Source organism: Flintibacter muris, assembly GCF_943192995.1.
GTDB lineage: Bacteria > Bacillota > Clostridia > Oscillospirales > Oscillospiraceae > Lawsonibacter > Lawsonibacter muris.
Map to the genome: position 1 here is coordinate 21773 of NZ_CALPCP010000007.1, position 26094 is coordinate 47866.

General features: G+C 60.2%; 21 protein-coding genes and 1 pseudogene. 6 read left to right on the plus strand and 16 right to left on the minus strand.

Annotation, left to right across the window (positions count from 1 at the left end; genetic code table 11):
* The first annotated feature begins 60 nt into the window (after positions 1-60).
* Positions 61-1470, plus strand: coding sequence for an MATE family efflux transporter (locus NFS22_RS08045; RefSeq protein WP_251317201.1), 1410 nt, complete (start codon positions 61-63; stop codon positions 1468-1470).
* Between the two features lie 56 nt (positions 1471-1526).
* On the opposite strand, the gene NFS22_RS08050 is transcribed toward NFS22_RS08045, so the two are convergent.
* The 4 genes and pseudogenes from NFS22_RS08050 to rpsO form a co-directional block, all read right to left on the minus strand.
* Positions 1527-2018: a hypothetical protein gene (locus tag NFS22_RS08050; protein WP_251317202.1), complete on the minus strand. Its 492-nt coding sequence runs from the start codon at positions 2016-2018 to the stop codon at positions 1527-1529.
* 16 nt (positions 2019-2034) lie between these two features.
* A pseudogene (locus NFS22_RS24060) lies at positions 2035-2208 on the minus strand (helix-turn-helix transcriptional regulator); the annotation flags it as partial.
* 238 nt (positions 2209-2446) lie between these two features.
* On the minus strand, positions 2447-4597 hold the full coding sequence (locus NFS22_RS08055; protein ID WP_251317203.1) for a polyribonucleotide nucleotidyltransferase: 2151 nt from the start codon (positions 4595-4597) through the stop codon (positions 2447-2449).
* A 279-nt stretch (positions 4598-4876) separates the two neighbouring features.
* Complete coding sequence (rpsO, locus tag NFS22_RS08060; RefSeq protein WP_251317204.1) at positions 4877-5143, minus strand: 30S ribosomal protein S15; 267 nt, start codon at positions 5141-5143, stop codon at positions 4877-4879.
* Positions 5144-5589: 446 nt separating this feature from the next.
* Here rpsO and NFS22_RS08065 point away from each other — a divergent pair, with 446 nt between their 5' ends.
* Positions 5590-5742, plus strand: a complete 153-nt coding sequence (locus NFS22_RS08065; protein WP_251317205.1) for a hypothetical protein — start codon at positions 5590-5592, stop codon at positions 5740-5742.
* 145 nt (positions 5743-5887) lie between these two features.
* On the opposite strand, the gene NFS22_RS08070 is transcribed toward NFS22_RS08065, so the two are convergent.
* The 5 genes from NFS22_RS08070 to ilvD all read right to left on the minus strand — a co-directional run bounded on the left by NFS22_RS08070 (position 5888) and on the right by ilvD (position 11782).
* Positions 5888-6700 (minus strand): 4Fe-4S binding protein, encoded by an 813-nt coding sequence (locus NFS22_RS08070; protein ID WP_251317206.1) that lies wholly within the window; start codon positions 6698-6700, stop codon positions 5888-5890.
* A 12-nt stretch (positions 6701-6712) separates the two neighbouring features.
* A complete protein-coding gene (locus NFS22_RS08075) occupies positions 6713-7903 on the minus strand; it encodes a MalY/PatB family protein (protein ID WP_251317207.1) in 1191 nt (396 codons plus the stop codon).
* A 265-nt stretch (positions 7904-8168) separates the two neighbouring features.
* On the minus strand, positions 8169-8942 hold the full coding sequence (locus tag NFS22_RS08080) for an SDR family oxidoreductase (protein ID WP_251317208.1): 774 nt from the start codon (positions 8940-8942) through the stop codon (positions 8169-8171).
* Between the two features lie 2 nt (positions 8943-8944).
* Entirely contained in the window at positions 8945-9976 is a 1032-nt protein-coding gene (locus NFS22_RS08085) for a zinc-dependent alcohol dehydrogenase (protein WP_251317209.1), read from the minus strand.
* A 57-nt stretch (positions 9977-10033) separates the two neighbouring features.
* The gene (gene ilvD, locus NFS22_RS08090; RefSeq protein WP_251317210.1) at positions 10034-11782 is read right to left on the minus strand and encodes a dihydroxy-acid dehydratase; all 1749 of its coding nucleotides are present in this window, start codon (positions 11780-11782) and stop codon (positions 10034-10036) included.
* Between the two features lie 363 nt (positions 11783-12145).
* Between ilvD and NFS22_RS08095 the strand changes: the two genes are divergently transcribed.
* The 4 genes from NFS22_RS08095 to NFS22_RS08110 all read left to right on the plus strand — a co-directional run bounded on the left by NFS22_RS08095 (position 12146) and on the right by NFS22_RS08110 (position 17237).
* Positions 12146-13537: a GntP family permease gene (locus NFS22_RS08095; protein ID WP_251317211.1), complete on the plus strand. Its 1392-nt coding sequence runs from the start codon at positions 12146-12148 to the stop codon at positions 13535-13537.
* A 299-nt stretch (positions 13538-13836) separates the two neighbouring features.
* Entirely contained in the window at positions 13837-14562 is a 726-nt protein-coding gene (locus tag NFS22_RS08100) for a FadR/GntR family transcriptional regulator (protein ID WP_251317212.1), read from the plus strand.
* Positions 14563-14820: 258 nt separating this feature from the next.
* Positions 14821-15771, plus strand: a complete 951-nt coding sequence (gene glsA, locus NFS22_RS08105) for a glutaminase A (protein WP_338147951.1) — start codon at positions 14821-14823, stop codon at positions 15769-15771.
* A 20-nt stretch (positions 15772-15791) separates the two neighbouring features.
* Positions 15792-17237, plus strand: coding sequence for an alanine/glycine:cation symporter family protein (locus NFS22_RS08110; protein ID WP_251317213.1), 1446 nt, complete (start codon positions 15792-15794; stop codon positions 17235-17237).
* Positions 17238-17353: 116 nt separating this feature from the next.
* Here NFS22_RS08110 and ptsP read toward each other — a convergent pair whose 3' ends face one another.
* The 7 genes from ptsP to NFS22_RS08145 form a co-directional block, all read right to left on the minus strand.
* The gene (gene ptsP / locus NFS22_RS08115; protein WP_251317214.1) at positions 17354-19009 is read right to left on the minus strand and encodes a phosphoenolpyruvate--protein phosphotransferase; all 1656 of its coding nucleotides are present in this window, start codon (positions 19007-19009) and stop codon (positions 17354-17356) included.
* A gap of 75 nt (positions 19010-19084) precedes the next feature.
* Positions 19085-19348 (minus strand): HPr family phosphocarrier protein, encoded by a 264-nt coding sequence (locus tag NFS22_RS08120; RefSeq protein ID WP_251317216.1) that lies wholly within the window; start codon positions 19346-19348, stop codon positions 19085-19087.
* Between the two features lie 53 nt (positions 19349-19401).
* Complete coding sequence (locus tag NFS22_RS08125) at positions 19402-20235, minus strand: MBL fold metallo-hydrolase (RefSeq protein ID WP_251317217.1); 834 nt, start codon at positions 20233-20235, stop codon at positions 19402-19404.
* A complete protein-coding gene (locus NFS22_RS08130) occupies positions 20232-22100 on the minus strand; it encodes an alpha-amylase family glycosyl hydrolase (protein WP_251317218.1) in 1869 nt (622 codons plus the stop codon). Before NFS22_RS08130 ends, NFS22_RS08125 begins: the two co-directional genes overlap by 4 nt.
* Before the next feature lie 20 nt (positions 22101-22120).
* The gene (locus NFS22_RS08135; RefSeq protein ID WP_251317219.1) at positions 22121-23056 is read right to left on the minus strand and encodes a carbohydrate kinase family protein; all 936 of its coding nucleotides are present in this window, start codon (positions 23054-23056) and stop codon (positions 22121-22123) included.
* A 60-nt stretch (positions 23057-23116) separates the two neighbouring features.
* Positions 23117-25003: a PTS sucrose transporter subunit IIABC gene (locus NFS22_RS08140; protein ID WP_251317220.1), complete on the minus strand. Its 1887-nt coding sequence runs from the start codon at positions 25001-25003 to the stop codon at positions 23117-23119.
* Positions 25004-25117: 114 nt separating this feature from the next.
* Positions 25118-26086, minus strand: a complete 969-nt coding sequence (locus NFS22_RS08145) for a LacI family DNA-binding transcriptional regulator (protein ID WP_251317221.1) — start codon at positions 26084-26086, stop codon at positions 25118-25120.
* Positions 26087-26094 lie beyond the last annotated feature (8 nt).

The window sequence follows — 26094 nt, forward strand, 5'->3', positions numbered from 1 at the left end:
TAGTCAGAGCACGGTCCGGTGACTATAATAGTTCGAGATTCTTTGAAGGAAGGTATATCCATGACCAAAGACCTTACCACTGGCAGCCCCATGCGGCTGATTATTGGTTTTGCCCTGCCCACCCTGTTCGGGATGCTGTTTCAGCAGATGTACAACCTGGTGGACACCATGATCGTAGGCAAGCTGCTGGGGGCCTCCGCATTGGCGGCTGTGGGTTCCACCGGCTCCATCAACTTCTTTGTGATCGGCTTCTGCATGGGGGTGTGCAACGGCTTTGCCATCCCGGTGGCCCAGCGGATGGGGGCCAACGAGCCCTCCAAAATGCGCCGCTACGTGGCCAACGCCGCCTATCTGGCGGCGGCCTTTGCCCTGGTGCTCACCGTGACCACCGGCCTGCTGTGCCGGAAAATCCTCACCCTGATGCTTACCCCGGAGGATATCTTTGACAACGCCTGTCTCTATATCTTTGTCATCTTCATGGGTATCCCCGCCACCTTTCTTTACAATCTGCTGGCCGGGATTATCCGCTCCCTGGGGGACAGCAAAACGCCGGTATACTTTCTGGCCCTGTCCTCCATGCTGAACATTGTTCTGGACTTTGCCCTGATTCTGGGCGCCAATGCCGGGGTGGCAGGGGCGGCTGTTGCCACTGTCACCTCCCAGGCGGTGTCCGGGGTGGCCTGCCTGCTCTACATGATGAAAAAATACCCCATCCTCCGCATGACAAAGCAGGAGCGTCGGCTCGACCGCCACTCCTGCTGGGTGCTGTGCTCTATGGGCATTCCCATGGGGCTGCAATACTCCATCACCGCCATTGGCTCCATTGTCCTTCAGTCCTCGGTAAACGCCCTGGGCAGCCTGTATGTGGCCGCTGTGGCGGCGGGGGGAAAGGTGTATCAGCTGCTTGCCTGCCCCTTCGACGCTATGGGGGCCACCATGGCCACCTACAGCGGCCAGAATGTGGGGGCCTGCAAGCTGGACCGGCTGGGCCAGGGTATCCGCGCCTGTTCCCTGCTGGGACTGGGCTACTCGGTCATCGCATTTTGCGCCATGCTCCGTTTCGCCCCCCAGTGCGCCATGCTGTTTCTGGACCCCAAGGAGCTGGATGTGGTTTTGCTGACCCAGCTGACCACCCGGTATATTGTCATTCAGTCTGCCTTCTTCTTCCCGCTGTCCCTGGTGAATATTGTCCGGTTCTCTATCCAGGGCATGGGGTTCAGCCCCTTCGCCATCCTGGCCGGGGTTTTGGAGATGGCCGCGCGGACCAGTGTGGGCCTGATTCTGGTGCCCGCCTTTGGCTACACCGCCGCCTGCTTCGCCTCCCCCTCCGCCTGGGTGTGCGCCGACCTGTTTTTGATACCCGCCAGCATGGCCTGCATTGCCCGGCTGCGCCGGCTCTATCCCAACAACCCCAGCGAGGAGGAGCCTGTTCCCCAGCCGGTCCCCCTCAGGGCGGGAGCCCATCGATAAAAATAAGAACCCCGGCCAATGTCATGAGGTTAAGCAAAGCGAGGAAACTCCCCCCCCTAAACACGCATAGAATTCATTCGACCGGTGCTTTGAAGCACCTTGGCGGCAGCCTGTTCAGCGAGCAGCCTGTTGTATCGTTCTGTCAAACGGGGATGCAGAAACTGCGCAACGCCTGGTGTGTCTGTATTCCTCGTTATTCCCGCAGATTCCAGCCACGCCTGACCTCCCCTGATGTAGATCGGTTCCCCAGGGTCGAAGATCAAGGGCTCCGGGCGGTCTATCACGCCCTTGTCAGCCAAATGGTTGATAAAGTCCCTGTACTCCTGGAAGGACATCTGGCTTATGTCGCACTTTCCCGAAAGTGCCTCGATTTCCTGCTGCGTCAGTTGGCTTTCCCCACTCTTGGCCAGCTCTGACTGCCTGGCCAGCAGATTGGAAAAGTAGTCGGGGCCGGACAACGCGCGCCGAAGCGGGAACCGGAGGGAGCACCAGGTCCTCCGGAACATGGGGCAACGCAGCTTCCTCCATTTCAGAAGCTGTGTTCTCATTGCTGACCAGATCGTCCAGCGGCACACCGTACAGCCGGCTTAGATAGGTCAGATTATCCAGCGACGGCACTGCCGTTCCCACCTCCCATCTTGATATGGCTTGACGGGAGACGTGCAGAGCCTCGGCCAGTTCTTTCTGAGTCAGGCCCTTGGCCCTTCTCAGCTCAGCCAGTTTTTCATTTATACCCATTCAATCTCACCTCATCCAGTGTAAGATATACGCCTTAGCCTGTAAACCAATTATCTGTTGCGCCCAGGAAACTGTTAGTTGCCTGGGCGTTTTTATATATATCGGATGGACTTATTGGGAACAATAGCCTTAAATTGGTTGCTTGTCAGCCCGGCATAAATGATAACAATCATTAGATTTGTCGCCATATGCAGGAACGATAAAAGCGGGACGGCGAACCGTCCCGCTTAAAAAATGTTTATTTGATGGGCAGACCGGCCTCTTTTTTGGCCTTGATCTCCCGGAGGGCGTCCTTGTAGGAAAGGTTGACCCGGCCCTTCTCGTCGATCTCGGTGACCTTGACCCAGATCATGTCGCCGATATTGACCACGTCCTCCACCTTCTCCACCCGGCGCTCGGCCAGCTTGGAGATGTGGACCATGCCGTCCTTGCCGGGGGCCAGCTCCACAAAGGCGCCGAACTGGAGGATGCGCACCACCTTACCGTAGTACAGCTCACCCACCTGGGGAACGAACACGATCGTCTCAATCATCTTCTTGGCGGCGTCGCAGGAGGCAGCGTCGGGGGAGGCGATGTGGATGGTGCCGTCGTCCTCAATGTCGATCTGGGCGCCCGACTCGGCGGTGATCTTCTGGATGACGGAGCCGCCCTTGCCGATAACCTCACGGATCTTGTCCGGGTCGATCTTCATGGAGATCATCTTGGGTGCCCACTTGCACACCTCGGGGCGGGGGGCGGAGATGCAGGGCAGCATGACCTCGTCCAGGATGGCAAACCGGGCGTCACGGGTGATGTCCAGGGCCTCCTTGATAATCTCATGGGTCAGGCCGTCGTTTTTCAGGTCCATCTGGATGGCGGTAATACCCGCCTTGGTGCCGGCCACCTTAAAGTCCATCTCACCGTGGAAGTCCTCCACACCCTGGATGTCGATAAAGGTGGTAAAACCGCCGTTGTCGTCCTGAATCAGGCCGCAGGAGATGCCGGCAACCGGGGCCTTAATGGGCACGCCGGCATCCATCAGGGCCAGGGTGGAGCCGCAGATGGAGCCCTGAGAGGTGGAGCCGTTGGAGGACAGCACCTCGCTGACTACCCGGATGGCGTAGGGGAACTCCTCCTCGCTGGGCAGTACAGGGGCCAGGGCCCGCTCGGCCAGGTAGCCGTGGCCGTACTCCCGGCGGTTGGTGGAGCGGGGAGGCCGGGCCTCACCCACGGAGTAGGGCGGGAAGTTGTAGTGATGCATATACCGCTTCTCGGTCTCCTCCCAGATGGTGTCCAACTTCTGGGAGGCGGCCAGGGTGTTCAGAGTACATACGGACAGCACCTGAGTCTGTCCCCGGGTGAACAGGCCGGAACCGTGGACCCGGGGCAGGATGCCCACCTCGGCGGCCAGGGGACGGATCTCATTCTGAGCCCGGCCGTCCACCCGGTGGCCCTCCAGCAGCCAGGCCTTGACAATCTTCTTCTGGAACTTGTAGGTGAACTCCTCCAGGTACTGGTCCATATCCGGATACTCCTCCAGATACTTCTCGTGCCAGTGCTCGATCATCTCGTTCCAGCGCTTCTCCCGGACGGTTTTGTCGTCGGTGTCCATGGCGGCCTTGGCCTCATCCATAAAGTTGGCCACAATGTCGTCAAAGAGCTCCTGATTGAACTGGGCGTGGTCGTACTCCATCTTGGGCTTGCCAATCTCCCGGACAATCTGGTCGATAAAGTCAATCTGTTTGCGGATCTCCTCGTGGGCCTTGACGATACCGGCGTACATAACCTCATCGGGGATCTCGTCGGCCCCAGCCTCGATCATAACCACCTTCTCCCGGGTGGCGGCCACGGTCACGTCCATACGGCTGGTCTTGCGCTGCTCCTGGTTGGGGTTGAGGACGATCTGACCGCCACAGAAGCCCACCTCCAGGCAGCCAATGGGGCCGGCAAAGGGGATCTCGGAGTAGCTCACACAGGCGGAGGCGCCGATCATGGCGGCCACCTCGGGGGAGCAGTCGTAGTCCACGCTCATAACGGTGCACTGGATGCACACGTCGTTGCGGAAGTCGTAGGGGAACAGGGGACGCATGGGCCGGTCGATCAGGCGGCTGGCCAGTACGGCGGGCAGAGAGGGCCGGCCCTCACGGCGCATGAAGGAGCCGGGGATTCTCCCCACGGCGTACAGCTTCTCTTCAAACTCCACGCTCAGGGGGAAGAAATCGATGCCGTCCCGGGGACGGGGGGAGACGGTGACCGCCACCATCACGGTGGTCTCACCGTACTTCACCAGGGCGGAGGCGGAGGCCAGCTCGGCCACCTTGCCCACCTCAATGGTGAGGGGCCGGCCGCACAGGTCCATGGTCCAGCTCTTGAATTTGTCGAATTGCTTGTGCTTGATGATTGTTGACATGTTGATACTCCTTTTCTTGTTGCAGCTTCGGCGTTTCAACTGCCCCTTAGCACTTGAATACGTGGTCGAAATTGGGCAGCCGTCTGTAGGGCGCGACGACCTGGGCGCGGCGTTTGGAGCGCCTCTGCATGATGGCGGCGCGCCCGGTGGCCGCGCCCTACAGCCAATACAAAACCCGTGTCAACCCCATATTCAACTGCTAAAAGACCAGCGAAAACGCCGGGTCCATATGCGAACATAGGGCGGAGCGCAAAGACGCCCGCCCTACATTTCACAATCTTACTTCCGGATGCCCAGCTTGGCAATGATGGCACGGTAGCGCTCGATATCCTTGGCCATCAGGTAGTCCAGCAGCTTGCGGCGCTTACCGATCATCTTGTACAGGCCGCGGCGGCTGTGGTTGTCGTGGATATGCACCTTCAGGTGCTGGGTCAGCTCGTTGATGCGGGCGGTGAGGATGGCAATCTGCACCTCGGGAGAGCCGGTGTCGGTCTCGTGGGTGCGGTTGGCCTCGATCACTGCGGTTTTTTCGTCCTTGCGGATCATAGGAAATTCCACCTTTCAAACTGTTCTGTCCAAAGGCCGGGCAGCGGGCGGGTGTGTCCCCGCGCACCTGCGCGGGCCGTATCCCGAAAGCCAAGCGATGGACGGCGCACGTTGCTGTGCCCGGATAATATATCATAGTTTTTTCCTGATGTAAAGGGAAAATTCCGGGTTTTTGAGAAAATTTTTTATTTGTCTCCCATAGCCAGCTGAAGCTCCTCCAGTTCCCTCATGGCCTGCTCCGCCTGCGCTGAAATGTCCGCCAGCCTCGCAAAGGCCTTGGTGAAAGCGTATGATATTGTTGGGTGGTCAGCAAAATATGTTCATTTTCCATATAGATTCCTCCTGGTATTTTTGATTGACATTCATATAACACCAAAGACACTAAAAGAATGTCAATAAAATTGACCGTCTTTGATATACAATGACATTCAAAAGGAGGCGCTGATATGGAAAAAACTGAGGCACAGATCAGTTTTCGTGTAACCAACGAGTTCAAAGACCGTTTGGAGGCACAGGCACGGAAGGAGCGCCGTAGTGTTGCCAGCATGGTTCGTATTGTAATGGAAGATTATTTGAATGAAAAAGAGACGGAAAAGTGAAAAGAAAAATCAATGTTTAGAACATCCCGCCGCATTTGCAGGGCGGGACGACTCGGCCCGCCGCTGGCTGGCAGTTTTGCGGACGGCGCGCCGAGGTCGTCGCGCCCTACAGTGCTAAAATTGATTTCCATGAAAATCCATTTCCTCAGATCAAAATCACATTTTCTGCCCGGCTGGTGTAGTTTTGTTCCAGCATAGCCACATGGGAGAGAAAATCGGGGTCTTCAAAGTACTTGGCCTGGACGGTGCAGCGGCGGACACAGGCCTGGCACTTGATGCACAATCCAACGGCGTCCATGGTCTGAGGATCGATACTGCCCATGGGACAGGCCCTGGCGCAGGCTCCGCAGCGGGAGCACTTCTCCCAACGGGTCAGCGGCCTGGCCTTGAGGAATTTTGCGGGGGTGCCGTCCTCTTTCAGCGGAGTATAGTAGGGGCCGATCTCACTGCGGTCCATGTCCAGGGGGGGCAGTGCGTCCATGGACAGCTTTTCCGCCGCTTTGGCGGCAAAACTGCGTATTTCATCCAAATCGGACTGGTCGGGCCGGCCCTCTCCCACCCGGTCAGAGAAGGCATGCCGCCCGGCGAAGGCGGCCCCTGCGGCAATCTGAAAGCCATTGCCCTCCAGCAGCAGGACCAGCTCCCGCAGCGCCTCATCCGGGCTCCGGTTGCCAAAGACACAGATGGGGATAGCGGGGGTGGAGCTGCCGAAGATTTTGGCCTGATACTCAGGCATCAGCTTGTTGGGCAGCCGGCCGGCGTACACCGGGGAGGCCATCACCAGCAGATCGTCCGCCCCGAAGCGGTATTCGTCCCTCCGGCCCTGGGGCTTGGTGAAGTCGAAGTAAACCGGCTCCAGGCCCAGCGGACCGGCCAGCTCCCCGGCCACAAGGCGGGCGATCTTCTCCGTACCCCCGGTGGGGCTGAAACAGAGAACGCAGATTCGCTTGATATTCATGTCACAGGCTCCTTATTTGATATATTTGGGGTAAACTTCCGCCATCCGCTCCAGGGCCTCCTGGATGTAGCGGGTGGGACAGGCCAGATTCCACCGCTCAAAGCCGGCGCCCTGGGGGCCGAAGATATAGCCCTCGTCAAAGAACAGCCTGGCCTGCTGATGGTTGATCCGCTCCAGCTCCCTGCTGTCCAGTCCCAGACCCCGGCAGTCCAGCCAGAGCAGATAGGTGGCCTCCAGCCGGGTCACTTTGATCTGGGGAAGCGTTTGGGCAAGAAAACCGGTTATCAGCTTCCGGTTGGTGTCGATCACCTGGATGGCCTGCTCCAGCCAGGGGGTGCAGTGTTTATAGGCGGCTTCACACGCGCGGTAGCCCAGAATGTTGCACTTGGGGTTGGTGGAGGAGCGCAGCAGGTGGTCCAGAAACTGCTTGCGCAGGCCGGGGTTGGGGATAAAGATGTTGGAGGTCTGCAATCCTGCCAGGTTAAAGGTCTTGCTGGGGGCGGTGCACACCACGCAGTTGTTGGCCGCCTCCTCCGACAGGGAGGCGAAGACGGTGTGGCGGTATCCAGGCATCACCAGGTCAAAGTGAATCTCGTCGGAGAGCACCAGCACATGGTGCTTCAGGCAGATCTCAGAGATGCGCTCCAGCTCCTCCCGCAGCCAGATCCGTCCCACAGGGTTGTGAGGGCTGCACAGGATGAAAAGCTTGGTGTTTTTGTCGGCGGCCTTGCGCTCAAAGTCCTCAAAGTCGATTTCATAGCGTCCGGCCCGGTGTATCAGGGGGCAGTCCACCAGCACCCGGTTGTTGTTTTGAACAGCCTGGTACATGGGGTAGTACACCGGCGTCAGCAGCATCACGCCCTCCCCCTCCCGGGTAAAGATCTGAACAGCGTGAAAAAAAGCCTCCACAATGCCGTGCTCAGGCAGAATCCACTCAGGCCGGGCGTCCCAGCCATGGCGCTCCTTCATCCAGCGGCACACGGTGTCCAGATATTCCGGGGTGGGGTTGGCATAGCCCAGGACATAGCGGTCCAGCTCTTCCTTCAAAGCGGCCACAATCTCTGGTGCGGTCTCAAACTCCATGTCGGCTACGGAGAAGGGGATAATGTCCTCCCCCTCCCCTACGCCGTGCTCCAGCAGCTCGTCCCACTTGCCTGAGCCGGTGTAGTACCGTTTTCCAATAGTCTCAAAGTTGTATTTCATATCGGTCCCTCCTCTCTCTATAGAATAGTCCATAACAGGGCCGTTTTCAAGGCCAATTTCTCCAAACAGGGCCAATCAGGAAAGAAAACAGCCTCCCTCTCTGAGGGAGCCTATAGCAATGATCAGATTTGCCGTCATATGTAGGGGCGATGTCAGCAAGTTTGAAGCTTGCTGTAAAAGGAAAACGCGAGTTTTTGGACACACTGAACAGCCGCTCACCCAAATTGGGTGAGCGGCTTTGGGCTTTTCGGTCTGGGAGGCCGGTCTACTTGCTGGCGTAGCCGCCGTCTACGGGGATAACCGCGCCGTTTAGGTAGTCAGAGGCGTGGCTGGCCAGGAAGATGCAGGTGCCCTTCATGTCTTCCCCCTTGGCTCTGCCCCAGCGGTGGGCGGGGATACGGTCGGTGATCTCCTTATATCGGGGGTTGGCCGGGTCCAGCAGAGCGGTGTTCATCTCGGTGGCCATGTAGCCGGGGGCGATAGCGTTGACGTTGATTCCCCGTCCGGCCCACTCATTGCACAAAGCCTTGGTCAGCAGGGCAATGCCTCCCTTGGCGGAGGCGTAGGCGGGGATGGTGAAGCCGCCGAAAAAGGACTGCATGGAGGCAATGTTGATAATCTTGCCATAGCCCGCCTTCAGCATCTCCCGCCCGGCCAGCTGGCACAGCTCAAAGGGGGCGGTGAGGTTGACCTCCAGCACCGCGTCCCAGTCGGACATGGGGAACTCCTCGCTGGGGTGGCGGCGCTGGATGCCGGCGCAGTTGACCAGAATGTCGATCCTGCCCCCCAGCAGCTCCAGGGAGCGGGAGAAAGCGGCGTTCAGACTGGCCCGGTCGGCCAGGTCGGCCACCACCCCCTGACAGGCAAAGCCCCGGCTCCGGAACTCCTCCGCCACACCGTTCACCTTTTCGGAGGTGCCCCAGATGACCACCTCCGCACCGGACTCCATCAGCCCCTCGGCCATACCCCAGCCCAGGCCCCGGGTGGCCCCGGTGACAATGGCCTTGCGGCCCTCAATATCAAACAACGGATTTGTCATCTTCAACCCTCCTTGTGAAACAGACCCACAACCTTCAAATAGTCGCCGGGATTCCGGTCCAGCTCGCCCAGCATGTGGGGCAGCTGGTCATAGGGGACCACCTTGGAGATGATCTTCTCCGCCGGGACCTTTCCGGTGTAAATCAGGTCGATGGCCTCCTCAAACTCCCCGGCTCCGTTGCGGGAGCCCCGGATTTGCAGCTCTTTTTTGGTAATCAGGTTGGTGGGCAGGGTGATATCGTGTTTGGGCCAGCCGGTGAGGGCAATGCGCCCGGTATAGGCGGCGTAATCCAGCGTGCTGCGCACCCCGGCGTCGGAGCCGGAGGCCTCCATGCAGCACTCCACTCCCCGGCCCTTGGTGATCTCCATAATTTTAGCCGCGGCGTCCTCCTTGGCGGGGTTGACGGTGTGGGGGATGCCGAAGGACTTTGCCAGCTCCAGCCGCTCGTCCACCACGTCCACCAGGATGGGGACGGCGTGATAGGCCAGCGCCCCCATACCGGCCAGCAGGCCAATGGCCCCCGCGCCGATAATGGCGATATGCTCCCCCGCTTTCAACTGACAGGTGTGCAGGCCGTGCATGGAGATGACCAGGGGCTCGGCCAGGGGCACCCGCTCCCAGGGCATGTCCTGGGGCACCTTTCGCAGCATGTGGACAGGGTGGGAGAAGTATTCGCACATGGAGCCGTCACAGTGGACGCCCAGACAGTGGAGGGTCTCACAGCAGTTGGTCTTCCCTTGGGAGCAGGGGTAGCACTCCCCGCAGTAGAGGTAGGGGTCCAGCACCACGTGGTCGCCCTTTTTAATGCCGTACTGGTTGTTCTCGTCCACGTCCTCCACAATTCCGGCTGTCTCGTGGCCAATGACAATGGGGTAGGAGGAGACGTTCACGTTGGTCCCCCGGAAGGTGGACACGTCGGTGCCGCAGATGCTGGCCGCCATCACCTTGACAATGGCATAGCCTTCCTTTCGCTCCGGCTGGGGCAGATCTACCACCGCCGCCTGACCGGCGCCTTGAACTTGAATACCTTTCATATCAATTTCTCCTTACTGTTGGTATGTAGGGGCGGCCTGCGGCCGCCCGTTTTGTTGTTATTGGTCATACTCCAGATACGCGCCCTTCATGGGGGAGGCGGCCAGGTCGGAGAACAGCCGCAGCACCCCCCTGGGATACTTGGAGGGCTTGGGCTGCCAGTGCTTTTTCCGCTCGGCCAGGATGGCCTCCATCTCCTCGGGGGTCTTCCGCTCCCCCTTCACCCCCACAATGGCCAGTATGCGCTCCTTCACGTCCAGCTGGATCAGGTCGCCCTCCTCCACCAGGGCAATGGGGCCGCCGGCCTGGGCCTCGGGGGAGCAGTGGCCAATCACCGGGCCGGTGGAGGCCCCGGAGAAGCGGCCGTCGGTGATGAGGGCGATAGATTTGCCCAGCTCCTTGTCAGAGGAGATGGCCTCGCTGGTGTAGAACATCTCGGGCATACCGGAGCCCTTGGGGCCCTCGTAGCGGATGAACACCGCGTCGCCCGGCTTGACCTTGTGGTGGAGGACGGCGTCGATACACTCCTCCTCACTGTCGAAGGGGCGGGCGTTGAGGACGGCGGAGAACATCTCCTTGGGGCAGGCGGTGTGCTTGATAACCGCCCCCTCGGGGGCCAGATTACCCCGGAGAACGGCGATAGAGCCGTCGGTGCCGATGGCCTGATCGTAGGGGCGGATGATGTCCGCCCGGGTGAGGGACAGGTTGTACTTTTTGTTGGCCTGGTCCAGCCACTTCTGGCAGCGGTCGTAGAAGCCGCTGGCCTTCAGCTCCTCCAGGTTCTCCCCCAGGGTCTTGCCGGTGACGGTCAAGGCGTCCAGGTGGAGGACGCTCTTGATCTCCTCCATAATGGCGGGCACGCCCCCGGCGTAGTAGAAGAACTCGGCGGGCCAGCGTCCGGCGGGGCGGATGTCCAGCAGATAGCGGGCCCCGCGGTGGAGCCGGTCGAAGGTGTCGCCGTCAATCTCAATGCCGAACTCGTGGGCGATAGCGGGTAGATGGAGCAGGGTGTTGGTGGAGCCGGAGATGGCGGCGTGGACCATGATGGCGTTTTCAAAGCTGTCCATGGTGACAATGTCGGAGGGCCGCATATGCTCCATACCGGTGAGCTTCACCGCCAGCTCGCCTGCCCGGCGGGCGTACTCAATGAGGTCCGGGCTGGTGGCGGGGAGGAGGGCGGAGCCGGGCAGAGCCAGGCCCAGGGCCTCGGCCATGATCTGCATGGTGGAGGCGGTGCCGATAAAGGAGCAGGCCCCGCAGCTGGGACAGGCGTTGCACTTGGCCCAGTTCAGCCTGTCCTCGTCGATCTCCCCCCGCTCAAATTTGGCGGAGTACATGCCCAGCTGCTCCAGGGTAAGCAGATCGGGTCCGGCGGCCATGGTGCCGCCGGTGACCACCACAGCGGGGATGTTCACCCGGGCCAGACCTATCAGGTTGCCGGGCATACCCTTGTCGCAGCTGGCCATATAGACCCCGGCGTCAAAGGGGGTGGCGTTGGCCTGGATCTCAATCATGTTGGCGATCATCTCCCGGCTGGCCAGGGAGTAGTTGATGCCGTCGGTGCCCTGGCTCTCGCCGTCGCACATGTCGGTGCAGAAGTACCGGGCGCCGTGGCCGCCGGCCTGGGCCACCCCCTCCCGGGCGGCCTCCACCAGCTTGTCCAGATGGCCAGAGCCGGGGTGGCTGTCACCAAAGGTACTCTCAATAAAAATCTGGGGTTTGGACAGGTCCTCCGGCTTCCAGCCGGTGCCCAGGCGCAGGGGGTCCAGTTCGGGGGCCAGCTGACGCATTTTTTGACTTGTTAACATAGGTCGCGTCATTCCTTTCATAGCAGATTGGGTTGGGAGAAAAGCCCTGTGAAAAGCGGCAGGTGTTTCGTCTGATGGGACGATTTTAACATGCGACGTCATACCTTTCAAGAGGGGATATTGACTAAGAATTGACCACCTGTTTTGTCTAAAATAGCAACTGCAATTCGGGAAGGAACATTTTTCCATGATGATCTGCACAAAACGGCAAAGGAGAAATTGGTTATCTATCCAAAAAATGAATGGGATATTCTTTTCTATTTGACATATGATGTGTGACGTGGTATGTTTTGGCTGTGAAGAGCCTATCCGCTGTGTGGGAGCGGCGGCAGGACGTTTTCGATCAAAATGGGAGGTATTTCTATGTTGCTGCTGGTCTTTCTGATTTCCATAGCGGTATTATTGCTCTGTATCATCAAAATTAAACTGAACGCCTTTGTGGCCCTTCTGGTCTGCGCCTACGGCACCGGACTGCTGGCCCTGGCCACCTACGCGGGAGGGACGGCCCCGGAGGGCTTTGCCTCTATCGCCAATGTGACCGCCTGTATCACCAACAACTTCGGTTCCACTCTGGGCTCTATCGGCATTGTCACCGGTCTGGGCGTAATGCTGGGTATGTTCATGTATGAGTCCGGGGGCATTGACAATATCGTGGACAAGGTGCTCAAGGCCGTGGGCCCCAAGCGCTCCCAGTACGCGGTGTCCGTGGCCGGCTTTATCACCGGTATCCCCGTCTTTGGCGACGTGGTCTACATCATGTTCGCCCCCATGCTCCGGGTGCTGTCCCGCAAGACGGGCTACTCCATGGCCGCTTACGGCTGCGCCATCTCTGTGGCCACCACCTGTACCTTTGCCCTGGTTCTCCCCACCGCGCCCCCTCTGGCTGTAGCTGGCGCCATGGACATCAATGTGGGCATTTTCTTCTTCTATGCCCTCATCTCCGCTTTTGTGGGCATGTTTGCAGGCGGTATCGTCTATGGCGGCATTGTCAACAAGCAGGACCAGAAGGCGGGCAAAAAGTGGGATTTCTCCGACCTGGACGCCGAGCTGGCGGAAAACGCCGCCAAGGCCTCTGACAGGCCCAAAATGGGGGCCGGAATGGCCATGTCCATCCTGCTGGTACCCATCCTGCTGATTCTGGTGGGCTCTTTCTCTGCCCTTCTGATTCCCAACAGCTCCATCCTGCCCGTGCTGGCCTTCCTGGGCGATAAGAATGTGGCTATGACCATCGGCGTACTCTACGGCGCGTTCATCTCCCGGCCCCATCTGAACCGCTCCATCACCGAGATTATGACCGACGGCGCTGACAAGGTGGGTCTGATTCTTCTGATTACCGGTGCGGGCGGCGCTTACGGCGGCGTGCTCAAGGCCTGCGGTATCGCCAACGTCATTACCGACGGCCTCCAGGGCTTCCACATGCCCATCCTGGTGATGTGCTTTGTCATTGCCCAGGTGCTGAGTATCGCTACCGGTTCCACCACTGTGGCCCTGACCACCACCGCCGCCATTGTGTCCACTGCGGCGGCCGCATCCGGCGTGTCCCCCATCCTGTGCGCCATTGCGGTGTGTGCCGGCGGTATCGGCCTGTCCCTGCCCAACGACTCCGGCTTCTGGGCCATCTCCCGCTTCTTCCACCTCAATGAGATCGACACCATCCGGGGCTGGACCCTGGGCGGCTTTGTGGCCGGTGTGTCCATCCTGATCTTTGCCTGCATCCTCAGCCTGTTCCAGGGCTTCCTGCCCGGACTGATCTGAGGCGGATACTTTCCGGGTTATTTCTCCTCTTGAAGGACAGAAATAAAGTTTGGTATGGAATAGGCCCGTCTGTCACTCCTTGGAAGGGCAGGCGGGCCCGTTCTATAGGGCTTGTTTCATCATGTAAAAGCCGGCCTCTACAGATAATTTGTAGGGACCGCCGCCCTCGGCGGCCCGGTGGCCGTAATGTTGAAGATTGCTATAAATTGATTTCCCTGGGCCCGCTCTATCCCGCTTGCAATCCAAAGGCGAATTGGGTATAATACTGTCGAAGCGCTGAATGAAAGGGGCTGCCTGCTGTGAATGAAGATTTCTTTGAAACCCTGCAGACGAAGGAGTCCTCTCTGCCCGAGCGGACAGCGGAGCAAATATCCAGGCTGATTGTGGAGCGCCAGCTGACCCACGAGGACAAGCTCCCCAGTGAGTTTGAACTGGCGGAGATGCTGAACGTGGGCCGGGGAACCGTCCGGGAGGGGGTCAAGCTGCTGGTGGCCCGAAACGTGCTGGAGATCCGCCGGGGCAAGGGCACCTACATTGCCCAAAACCCTGGGGAGGTCCCAGACCCGCTGGGCTTTGCCTATTACCCGGACCAGTTCCGGCTGGCCATGGACCTGCTGGAGGTCCGGGGCCAGGTAGAGCCCTGGGTGGCCCGCGCGGCGGCGGAGCGGGCCCGGGAGGACGACCTGAAGGTCCTGCGGGAGACCTGCTCTGTGGTGGAGCAGGACATTCTGGCTGAGCGGGATCACTCTGAGCATGATGTGCAGTTCCATGTGGCCATTGCCAAATGTACCCAGAACCTGGTGGTGCCCAAGTTGATCCCCATCATCACCTACGCCGTCACTCTCTTTGTCTCTTTGACGGAGAGCCGCCTGAAAACCGAGACGCTGGTGGGCCACCGGGAGATTCTGGACGCCATCTGCGACAGGGATGGGGAGCGGGCCGCCAAAGAGATGGCCCAGCACATTGAGTATAACAGGGTCATGCTGGAGCGTATCCTGAAAGAGCGGAAACCGGAAGAGCACTGACCACTTTTAAAAGACAAAACACCCCTCTGATTCCGAATGGAGTCAGAGGGGTTTATAAATCCTGCCAGAAATATCATTTTTAACAAAACAGGGGTGTTCAGCGGCAAAATTTTATGTTATAATACCGGCAAAGAACGCGGGCTGCGCGCCTTCATGGCAGTGGAAACCGCTCAAAATGACCGGTCATTTTGCACCGGCGGATACTCCGCCGGCGTGGAAGCGCCCTCAGAACCGCGCGAAGACAGAAAGGACGTGTGAATGGTTATGGATGAGGCTCTGCTGAAACAGGCGTTGGAATTTGGCAAGCCCTACACCGGCAAGGGAGAGGTAGCCAGCTACATCCCGGAGCTGAGCAAGGCGGACGGGAGGGAACTGGGCATCTGTGTCAGGACCATTGGCGGGGAGGAGTACCGCTGCGGACACTGGCAGCGCCGCTTCACCATCCAGAGCATCTCTAAGGTTATCAACCTTGCCATGGCTCTGGAGCACTACGGCTTTGACGCAGTGTTCCACAAGACCAAGATGGAGCCCTCCGGCGCCTCCTTCAACGCCATGTCCCGCATCTCAGACAACGAGGATATCCCCTTCAACCCCCTGGTCAACTCCGGGGCCATTGCCATTGTGGAGCTGCTGCTCCCCCTGGGGCTGGACCATATGCTGTCCACAGTCCGGGGGCTGTGCGGCGACAAGTACATCACACTGGACGAGGACGTGTTTAAATCCGAGTGGACCCACAGCGCCCGCAACCGCTCTCTGGCCTACCTGCTCCAGAGCAAGGGGCTGATCGATGGAAATGTGGATGAAACCCTGCTGCTTTATACCCAGCTGTGCTCCCTGAGCGTCACGGCGGAGAGCCTGTCCAATTTGGGACAGGTGCTGGCCAACGGCGGCGTTCAGCCGGAGACCGGACGCAGACTTTTGAAAGAGGAGGTGGTACGCACAACCCTGACCATGATGCTGACCTGCGGCATGTACGACGGCAGCGGCGAGTTCGCCGTGCGGGTGGGGCTTCCCAGCAAGAGCGGCGTGGGAGGCGGCATCCTGTCGGTTGTCCCGGGAGAAATGGGAATCGGCGTGTACGGTCCCAGCCTGGACAGCAAGGGCAACAGCGTGGCGGGGCAAAAGGTGCTGGAGTATATCTCCCGCACAGAAAAGCTCCATATTATGGACCGTTTTGTCCGTCATACGGTCCCCGTGGCACAAAATTGAGAGAAGAGAGAGGAAAACTTATGTTAGAAGCCTTTTCCGGTCTGATTGACATCATCAGCTCATACATGTACAGCTATATCCTGATTATCATGCTGCTTGGCGTGGGCCTGTACTTCACCTTCCGGGGCAAGCTGGTCCAGCTGCGGCTCCTCCCTGAGTCCATTCGGGTAGTTACGGAAAAACCCAAGGACAACAACTCCGTCTCCGCCTTCCAGGCCCTGATGGTATCCACCGCCAGCCGGGTGGGCACCGGCAATATCGTGGGCGTGGCCACCGCCATTGCCGGCGGCGGCTACGGCGCCGTATTCTGGATGTGGCTCATTGCCATTATCGGCGGGGCCTCCGCCTTTGTGGAGAGCACCCTGGCTCAGATCTACAAGAAAAAGGACCCCCAGGGCGGCAGCTACGGCGGCCCCTCCTATTACATTGAGGCCGCCCTCCACAGCCGTCCCCTTGGCATCATCTTCGCCATCATTCTCATTGCCACCTACGCCGGCGGCTTTAATATGGTCTGTTCCTTCAACCTGATGGACAGCTTCACCAGCTACTCCTTCTATGAGGCAGCGGGCACCATCTCTCTGTTTGGCAGGGAATTCAGCGTGGTCGCTCTGGCGGGTGCTGCCATGCTGGCTGTTCTGGTGGGCATCTGCGTCTTTGGCGGAGGCAAGCGTATTGTCAAGGTCACCGGCGTGATGGTGCCCATCATGGGCGTCATCTATATTCTGGTTGCCCTGGTGGTGGTCATCCTGAACATTGCCAATGTTCCCGCCGTTCTGGGCCACATTTTCGCCAGCGCCTTCGACTTCCAGGCTATCTTCGGCGGCTTTATGGGCTCCTGCGTGATGGAAGGCATCAAGCGCGGCCTGTATTCCAACGAGGCCGGTATCGGCTCCGCCCCCAACGCCGCCGCCGCCGCTGATGTGTCCCACCCCGTAAAGCAGGGATTGGTCCAGATGCTGTCCGTGTTTATCGACACCATCCTGATCTGTACCGCCACAGCCCTGATGGCCCTGTGTACCGGAATCGTCCCCTCCCCTGATCTGAAGGGCGCTCCCTTTGTGCAGGCCTCCCTGGCCAATACCTTCGGCCCCATTGGCCCCTACTTCATCACCTTCGCCCTGCTGCTCTTTGCCTTCACCACCCTGCTGGGCAACCTGTACTACTGCGAGGGCTGCATGAATTATATTGCCGGCCACAAGGTGGGCAAAACCGGCAAGTCCATCTTCAATATTGTCGCCGTTCTGCTGGTGTTCATCGGCGCTCAGCTGGAGTTCGGCCTGGTGTGGAACATCGCCGATGTGCTCATGGGCTTTATGGCCATTATCAACCTGCCTGTGATTGTCATCCTGGGCGGCACCGCCATGAGGGCGCTGAAGGACTACACCGACCAGCGCGCCGCCGGCAGGGACCCCGCTTTCAAGGCCTCTTCTATCGGCCTGGGAGAGAAAACCGACTTCTGGAACTGAACAAAATTTTGATTTTTTTGAGGCACTTTGACCATAAACCCGGCGCCCGTCAGCTGACGGACGCCGGGTTTTGTCATCATGTACGTTTTATCGCAAACGTCAAAATTGCGATCAGATCAGCACTCCAGCTTTTCCAGGGTGCAGGTCTTGGCGATAGACTTGCGGATCTCCGCCCGCAGAGGCAGCACAGAGGTGGGGGAGACAGACAGTTCGTCGATACCGATCGCCAGGAAGGTCTCCAGCAGCTCCAGGTCGGCCCCCAGCTCGCCGCAGATACCGATCCAGATGCCCGCCTTGTGGGCGGCGTCGGTGGCGATTTTCAGGGCGCGGAGGACGGCGGGGTGGTGGGGATCGAAGAACTTGCCCAGATCGTTGGCCTGGCGGTCACAGGCCAGGGTGTACTGGGTCAGGTCGTTGGTGCCCACCGAGAAGAAGTCCACCTCGCGGGCCAGCTCCTCGGCCACAAGGACGGAGGCGGGGGTTTCGATCATAATGCCGATCTCGGTGTCCTTGTTGTAGGGAATACCCTCGGCGTCCAGCTCGGCCATCACCTTCTGGCAGGCCCGCTTGCACTCCTTTACCTCCCATACAGAGGTAATCATGGGGAACATAATGGCCACCTTGCCGTAGGCGGAGGCCCGGTACAGCGCCCGCAGCTGGGTGCGGAACACATCGGGCCGGTTCAGGCAGATACGGATGGCCCGGACGCCCAGGGCGGGGTTCTCCTCCTTGTGCATCTCAAAGTAGTCCACCTGTTTGTCCGCGCCAATGTCCAGGGTGCGGATGACCACCCGCTTGCCGTTCATGGCGGCGGCCACCTGCTTGTAGGCGTTGAACTGGTCCTCCTCAGAGGGGTAGTCGCTGGCGGCCAGATACAAAAACTCAGAGCGGAACAGGCCAATGCCCTGGCCGTCGTTGGTCAGCACGGCGGTCACATCATCCGGGGAGCCAATGTTGCAGTAGACCATCATCTCCCGGCCGTCCAGGGTGACGTCCTTCTGGCCCTTCATGGTCTCCATCAGCTCTTTTATCTCCCGCTGCTTTTCCATCTTGGCCTGGAGGGCGGACAGGGTGATCTCGTCAGGCTCAATGGCCACCTGGCCGGTCTCGCCGTCAATGTAGGCATCGCGGCCGTTCTGTTCCGGCTTCAGGGCCTCACCCAGGCCGCAGATGGCGGGAATGCCCATGGTGCGGGCCAGAATGGCGGTATGGCTGTTGCTGGAGCCGCCCTGGGTGATAAAGCCCAAAATCTTGCTCTTGTCCAGCTGGAGGGTCTCGGAGGGGGCCAGGTCGTCGGCGGCCAGGATCACAGGCACCTCAGAGTCAATGCCTCCGTCGGCAATGCCCATCAGGTTGTTCAGGATGCGGCGGGTCACGTCCTTGATGTCGGCGGCCCGGGCCTGCATGTAGGCGTCGTCCATGGCGGCCAGCATGGCGGAAAACTCCTCGCCGGCAATTTCAACCGCCCGCTCGGCGGTGCAGCCACGGTCCTCCAGGGCGTTCATCATGCAGTCCACATAGTCCTCGTCCTCCACAAACATGGCGTGGGTCTCAAAGAGGATGGCGGTCTCGTCTCCGGCCTCCTCCCGGGCCTTGTCGGCCAGGGCGTTGAGCTGCTCTGCGGACTTCTCCTGGGCGGCGGCAATGCGCTGCTTCTCCACCTGGATATCGGCGGCGGGGGCGTCGGAAATAGTGGTGTCAGGGCGCTGGAAGAAGTAGATGGGCCCGTTGGCGACACCCTTGGAGACGCCCTTTCCCTGCATTAAAATCATGGTACTTCCCTCCTGTTTTTGTGAGAAATAGAACAGGGGCGTCTGCCGTTTGGAGGCAGACGCCCCTGAACGGCGTTACAGATTCTCCTTGAAAAACTGCTCCATAGCGGCGCAGTTGGCTTCCTCATTGCCGCCCTCAACGGTGACGGTGACGGTCTCGCCGGTTTTGATGCCCATGCCCATAATGGCCATGAGCTTGGTGGCGGCGGCGGACTTGCTGCCATCAGCCTTGGTGATGGTCACGGTGCTGTCCAGAGCCTTGGCGGCCTTGGCCAGCAGGCCGGCGGGACGGGCGTGGACGCCAATGGGGTCGCTGATGGTGTATTGGAACTGTTTCATAGGACATACTTCCTTTCATAAAAATGATCGCCCTTATAATACCACAAGGAGAATTAAAAATCAATCTCCATGCCGTCGTATGCGGCTAAAATTCCCCGTTCGGCGCCCCAGGCCGCCAGCTGGTCGTGGGTCATCTCGCCGTTGTGGCTGAAATGATTGATAACCTTGACGGTGCGGCTGTCCGCGCAGCCCAGCTGGGTGAGCTTTTGGAACATGGCCTCGTCGTCAGGCAGGCCCATGTGGTAGCCGGGGATGGTCTTTTTGCCCATAGTGGCGTCCAGGCTGACAAGGTCATACCGCTCTGCGGTGATAAGCTCCCAGGCCTGCCGGCTCAGATTGATGCCGGTATCGTGGCCATAGAAGAGGGCTTTGCCGTCTTTTTTGCAGATATAGACCAGGCACTCCTCCCGCTTGTCGTGGTCGGCGGGGACGGCGGTGATGTCCCAGCCGTTGACCTGAAAGCGGTCGCCGCCGTGGATGACGTGGAAGTTGACCACGCCGTCGATGGGGTGGGGCTTGAAGCGGTCAATCAGGATGTGGGCGTCGAAGGCCTCCTTCACGGCCTGGCTGCCATAGACCTCCAGGGTGCCGGAGGCCCCGTGGCCAAAGTGCTCATGGCGGTGAATCAGGTCGGTGGGGAACCAGTGGTCCATGTGGCTGTGGGTGACCAGCAGGGTGTGGACCTTGGCCAGCTCCAGGCCGTGCATCAGGGCGTGGCAGTAGGTGTCCGGCGGAAAATCGATCAGCAGCTCGCCGTCCAGGATAGCCTGGGTACGGGTGCGAAGGTTTTTCCCGCCCTGTTCCCGGGCGTGGGTGCAGATGGGGCAGGAGCAGAACAGGGCGGGCCAGCCCTCGGCGGCGGCGGTGCCCAGGTAGCGTATTTTCACAGCGCACCCTCCTCAGCCGGAGCCCCGGCGTCTCTGAGCAGCCAGGCAAAGCCGTTGGGCCACAGCTGGATGGAGCGGATATCGCTGTACTGGGTCCCATACATCAGCTCGGTGTAGCCGCCCTCCCGGTCCACGCCGGCGTGGACAAAGCTGGAGCTGAAATTGAACAGGCAGACCAGCTCCCTGCCCCCTGACCGGCGGCACAGGGCCAGCACGCGGCTGTCGCCGCTGTCCTCTACCCATACGTCGGCCCCGGCGTCGAAGCAGGGCTCACCGGCCCGGAGCTCCTCCAGACGCCGCAGGCCCTGGAACAGCCTGCCCTGGTAGCTGTCCGGATCGCTCCGGCACTCAGACAGGCCCCACTGGAAGGCACCCCGGTGGATATACCGGCTGTCCTCCCGCTTGTCCGGGTCGTTGTGGTAGGTGTAGTCGTTGAGCTGGCCGATCTCGTCCCCGCTGTAAATCACCGGAATGCCGCTTTGGGACAGCATCCAGGCGTGGAGAGTCAGGTCACAGGACACTGCCCGCTCCAGCTTGAAGAGGTCGCCCTCAAAGTCGGCGGCCTCCAGCCCGCACAGAGAGGCGGTGGTGCCGCACAGCCGGGCGTCACCCAGGCGGGGATCGTCGTTGTACAGCTCGCCCCGGGCGTCGCTGCCGGGGAACTTGCCGGTGAACCAGTTGTTGAGATAGCGCTTGTGGGCCACCTCATCAATGCCGAAGCGGTCCCTGAGCCAGGGGTAGTCCAGCCCCCAGCCGATATCGTCGTGGCAGCGCAGGTAGTTCAAAAACAGAAAATCCTTGGGCAGAGAGCAGACAATCTCCATCTGGCGCTTGAGCAGGGAGGTGTCTTTGGTGGCCAGGGTGTGCCAGGTGGTGGCCATGGTGGTCACGTTGTAGAGCATATGGCACTCGGGTTTTTCCGGGGTGCCGAAGTAGGGGGCCACCTTGGCCGGCTCCATCACCACCTCCCCCAGCAGCAGAACGCTGGGGCAGACAATCTCGCACACCATGCGCAGCATCCGGGCCAGGGTATGGACCTGGGGCAGGTTGCGGCAGTCGGTGCCCAGCTCCTTCCAGATGTAGGGGATGGCATCCAGGCGGATGACGTCAATGCCCCGGTTGGTCAGGAAGAGGAGGTTTTCCGTCATGTCGTTGAAAACGGTGGGGTTGGCGTAGTTCAGGTCCCACTGGTAGGGGTAGAAGTTGGTCATGACAATCTGGCCGTCCTCCAGCTGGGTAAAGCTGCCAGGGGCGGTGGTGGGGAACACCTGGGGGACGGTTTTTTCAAACTCCCGGGGGATATCCCAGCTGTTGTAGAAGAAGTACCGCTCCCGGTAGCCCGGCTCCCCCGCCCGGGCCTTTTTGGCCCACTCGTGGTCCTCGCTGGTGTGGTTCATCACAAAATCCAGGCACAGGCTTATGCCAGCCTTCCGGCAGGCGTCGGCCAGCTTTTCCAGGTCGTCCATGGTGCCCAGCTCGGGCTGGACGGTCCGGAAGTCGGAGACGGCATACCCGCCGTCGCTGCGGCCCTTGGGGGACTCCAGCAGGGGCATCAGATGGAGGTAGTTTACTCCGCACTCCTTGATATAGCTCAGCTTTTTCTTAACGCCGTTCAAATCCCCCGCGAAGGCGCTGACATACAGCATCATGCCCAGCAGGTCCCGGCGGCGGTACCAGCCGGGGTCGGCCTCCCGCAGCTTGTCCTGGTCCCGGAGGGCTTTTTTCCGCTGGTCCCAGCAGCGCCGGAGCATTTTGGTGAAATAATCAAAGGCCTCCTCGTCCTGGTACAGCTCCATATAGAGCCATTTCAGCTCGTCATAGTGCCGGGCCAGGCGGGTGGTAAATTCTGTTTTGGCGTATTTCATGGCGGTAGTACGCCTCCTTGTCAGTCAGAGAGTTCTGCCAGGGTGGGCATGGCGGGGATGGCTCCGCTGCGGGAGCAGGTGAGGGCGGCGGCCCGGTTGGCAAAGTCCAGAATGTCTCTCAGCTCGGATATTGTCAGGCCCTCCAGGGGCTTCTCGCCCCGGCGGCACAGCCGGCTGAGCACCGCCCCCAGGAAGGTGTCTCCGGCGCCGTTGGTGTCGGCCACCTTCACGCTGACGCCGGGGACGGTGATACACTCCCCCTGCCAGCGGCAGAAGCTGCCCTTGCCGCCCAGAGTGACCAGCACCAGGGAAATGCCCCGCTCGGCCAGCAGGCGGCTGCCCTCCTCCAGGTCGCCGGAGCCGGAGATGAGGGGCAGCTCCTCCTCCGACAGCTTGATGACGTCCACCAGGGGCAGGGGAATTCGCATCCACTCTGTAGCCTCAGCCTCGTCCTTCCAAAGGGCGGGGCGGTAGTTGGGATCGTAGCTGACCAGCACACCGGCCTGTCGGGCGGTACGGGCGGCAAAGATGGTGCCGCTGCGGACCACGCCCTGGGACAGGCTGACAGAGCCGAAGTGGAGAAATTTGCCGCAGCTGACCGCCGCCTCGTCCACCTCCTGGGGGGGCAGATCACAGTCGGCCCCCCGCACAAAGCGGAAGCTGCGCTCCCCGGCAGTGTCCACCGACACAATGGCCATGGTGGTGGGCTGAACGCCGGTGCGCAGGCCGGAGCAGTCCACATGGTCCTGTTCCAACACACCGCGCAGGTAGGAGCCAAAGCCGTCGTCCCCCGTTTTGCCGATAAAGGCGGTGGACGCGCCCAGGCGGGAGGCCGCCACGGCCACATTGGCCGGGGCGCCCCCAGGGTTGGCGGCGAACAGAGGGACGCCTACCTCGCTGACGCCGGTCTGTGTCAAATCAATGAGAATTTCTCCAATGGTGGTAATGTCCTTCATAAAGCAGCCTCCCGATCTGGATTTGCCCGTCCCTCAGGACAGGGCTTTACCTAAACTATATCAAACCTGAATCACTTTGTCCAGAACTTTACAGCCGCCGGTTTGAATGGTGAGATTTTCATAGTCGTCAGAGTTGGTCACCAGCACCACCACCACGTCGGGGTGATTGGCGGCGGCGATTTTTGCCCGGTCGAAGGCAATCAGCCTGTCGCCCGCCTTTACCTGCTGGCCCTCCTGGACAAAGCACTCAAACCCGTCGCCATCCATGGCCACTGTGTCCACGCCCACATGGATCAGCAGCTCTATTCCGTCGGGGGAGGAGATGCCTACGGCGTGCCTGGTATCGGTGACAGATGAGATCTCACCGTCGAAGGGGGCGACCACAATGCCGTTTTCGGGCTGAATGCCCACGCCCTGGCCCAGTACGCCGGCGGCAAAGGTCTCGTCGGGGATCTGCTCGGAGGGGATGACGGTGCCGGCCACAGGGGCATACACCGCGCCGGGCTGGCACTGGATGGCGGGGACAGCGGGCTGGGGCTGGACGGTTTTGCTGCCCTCAGCGGGGGCGGCGTCCTTATAGCCAAAGACCCAGGTCAGGGCGAAGGCCACGCCAATGGAGATGGCGGCCATAATGATGTAGTTAATGGGGTCGTGGAGGCACAGCAGCAGGCCGAACAGGCCGGTCACGCCAGTGCCGCTGGCGCCCAGGCTGACCAGGGAGGCGTACATGGCGCCAGCCGCACCGCCGATGGCGCCGCAGACAAAGGGCTTGAAGTGGCGCAGGTTGACGCCGAAGATGGCGGGCTCAGTGATGCCCATAAAGCAGGAGAAGGCGGAGGGCAGAGCTACAGATTTTGTCTTCTGGGTCTTGGTCTTCATGGCCACAGCCAGACAGGCCGCGCCCTGGGCCATGTTGGCGGCGGAGGCCAGGGGAAGCCAGTAGGTCACGCCGTAGCTGGACAGCTGCCCCACGTCAATCACGGTGTACATATGGTGGATACCGGCCACTACGGTGGTGGAGTAGAGCCCGCCCATAATCAGGCTGCCCACGCCGAAGGGCAGGGCGATCAGGGTCTGGATGCCGCCAATAATGCTGTGCTCAATGGTGGAGAAGATGGGCCCAATGATGGACAGGGTCAGATAGCCGGTGACAAAGACGCTGACCAGAGGGGTAACAAACAGGTCGAACATGGCGGGGACGATCTTATGCAGCCGCTTTTCAATGAAGCACATCACCCATACGGCAATGATGACCGGGATGACACTGCCCTGATAGCCCACCAGATTGACCTCATAGAGGCCAAACCATACCCGCTGGGTCTGGAGGACGCCCTCGGTGGCCACGGTCCAGGCGTTTTGCAGGTGGGGGTGGATCATAATCATGCCGATTACCGCCCCCAGGTAGGGGTTGCCGCCAAAGGCCTTGCCCGCGCTGTAGGCAATAAGGATGGGCAGGAAGGTGTAGGCGGTGTTGGCAAAGAGGTTGGCAAAGACGTAGATGGAGCCGGAGGTGTCAATGTTGAGGAATTCGTTGTTCACCATAAAGGTGAGGGCCTCCATAATGCCCATAAGAAAGCCGCTGGCCACAATGGCGGGGATGATGGGGACAAAGATGTCGCCCAGGCACTTGATGGCCCGCTTGAAGATGTTCTGCTTGGCGGCGGCAGCGGCTTTGACCTCCTCCTTGGAGGCGGCGGTGAGGCCGGAGATGGCGATAAACTCATCATAGACCTTGTTCACCGTGCCGGTGCCCAGGATAATCTGGAGCTGGCCGGAGGCGCTGAACACGCCCTTGACCCCGTCAATGTCCTCCACGGCCTTGGTGTCGCACTTGGCGTTGTCCGCCAGCACCAGACGCAGCCGGGTGGCGCAGTGGGCGGCAGAGATCAGGTTTTCTTTTTTCCCCACCTTGTCATAGATCTCTTGGGCTGTTTTTCTGTAATCCATATTGCTTCTTTCCCTTCCTGTTTATTTCAGCTCCTCATAGAAGCGGAGGTACGTCTTTAGAAGAATACGTATTCTTCAAGGGCCCGAAAAAAGGACAACTGCTCGTCGTCCTTTTTACGTGCTCTCCCGGGGCACCAGCACGGCGGAGAGCGGATGGTTCAGCGGTTCCCGCTGGCCCGGGTGCTCGATCCAGTCCAGCAGCCGGTCCACAGCCTCCCGGGCCATCCGGGCAATAGGCTGGGAGACGCTGCTCAGCCTGGGGTTGAGGTAACGGCCCATAGAGGTGTTGTCAAAGCCAATGATCCCGGCCTGCTCCGGGACGGACACCTCCAGCGTCCGCAGGGCGTCCAGCACCCGCAGGGCGTAGATGTCGTTCCCGGCAAAGATGCCCGCCCGTTGGTCTGAGCTCCGGAGCCAGGCGGCCAGCGCCCGGTTGAGCTGGGCGTCCTCCTGATATACCACGTTGACAGCCCGCTCCGCCATCCCCTTTTCCTCAAGGGCCCGGCGGAAGCCGGCATATTTTCCGTCGTAGTCCTTGCCGATAAACAGAAACCTCCGAAAGCCGCGCTCCAGCAGATGCTCCGCCACCATGGCCCCGGCCTGTATGTGGTCCACATAGACGCAGTCCAGTCCCTGGGCCTGCCTGGTCACCGCTACAATGGGCACATCCAGTTTTTTTACATACTCCTGCCACGACCCGCTGGTTTCACGGATGGGGACGGCCAGCACACCGTCCACCCGGTAACGGCGTACCACATCCAGATACTCCTGCTCGCTTCTGGGGTTGTAGTCGCTGTTGAACAGGATAATGCTGTAGCCGCTTTTGCGGGCCGCCGTTTCGATCTCCTTGGCCAGGTCGGCAAAGAAACCGTTGGAGATGTCGGTCACCAGCACCCCCAGCAGTTTGGTCTTGCTTCCCTGGAGCCCTTTGGCAAGGGCGTTGAACTGGTAATCGTGCTCCCTGGCGCAGGCCAGAACCCGTTCCCGAATCTCCGGCGCCACAGTCTGGCTGCCGTTGAGCACCCGGGAGACAGTGGGCTGGGATACATGGGTCAATTTTGCGATTTCAGTCATTGTAATCATAACAAATA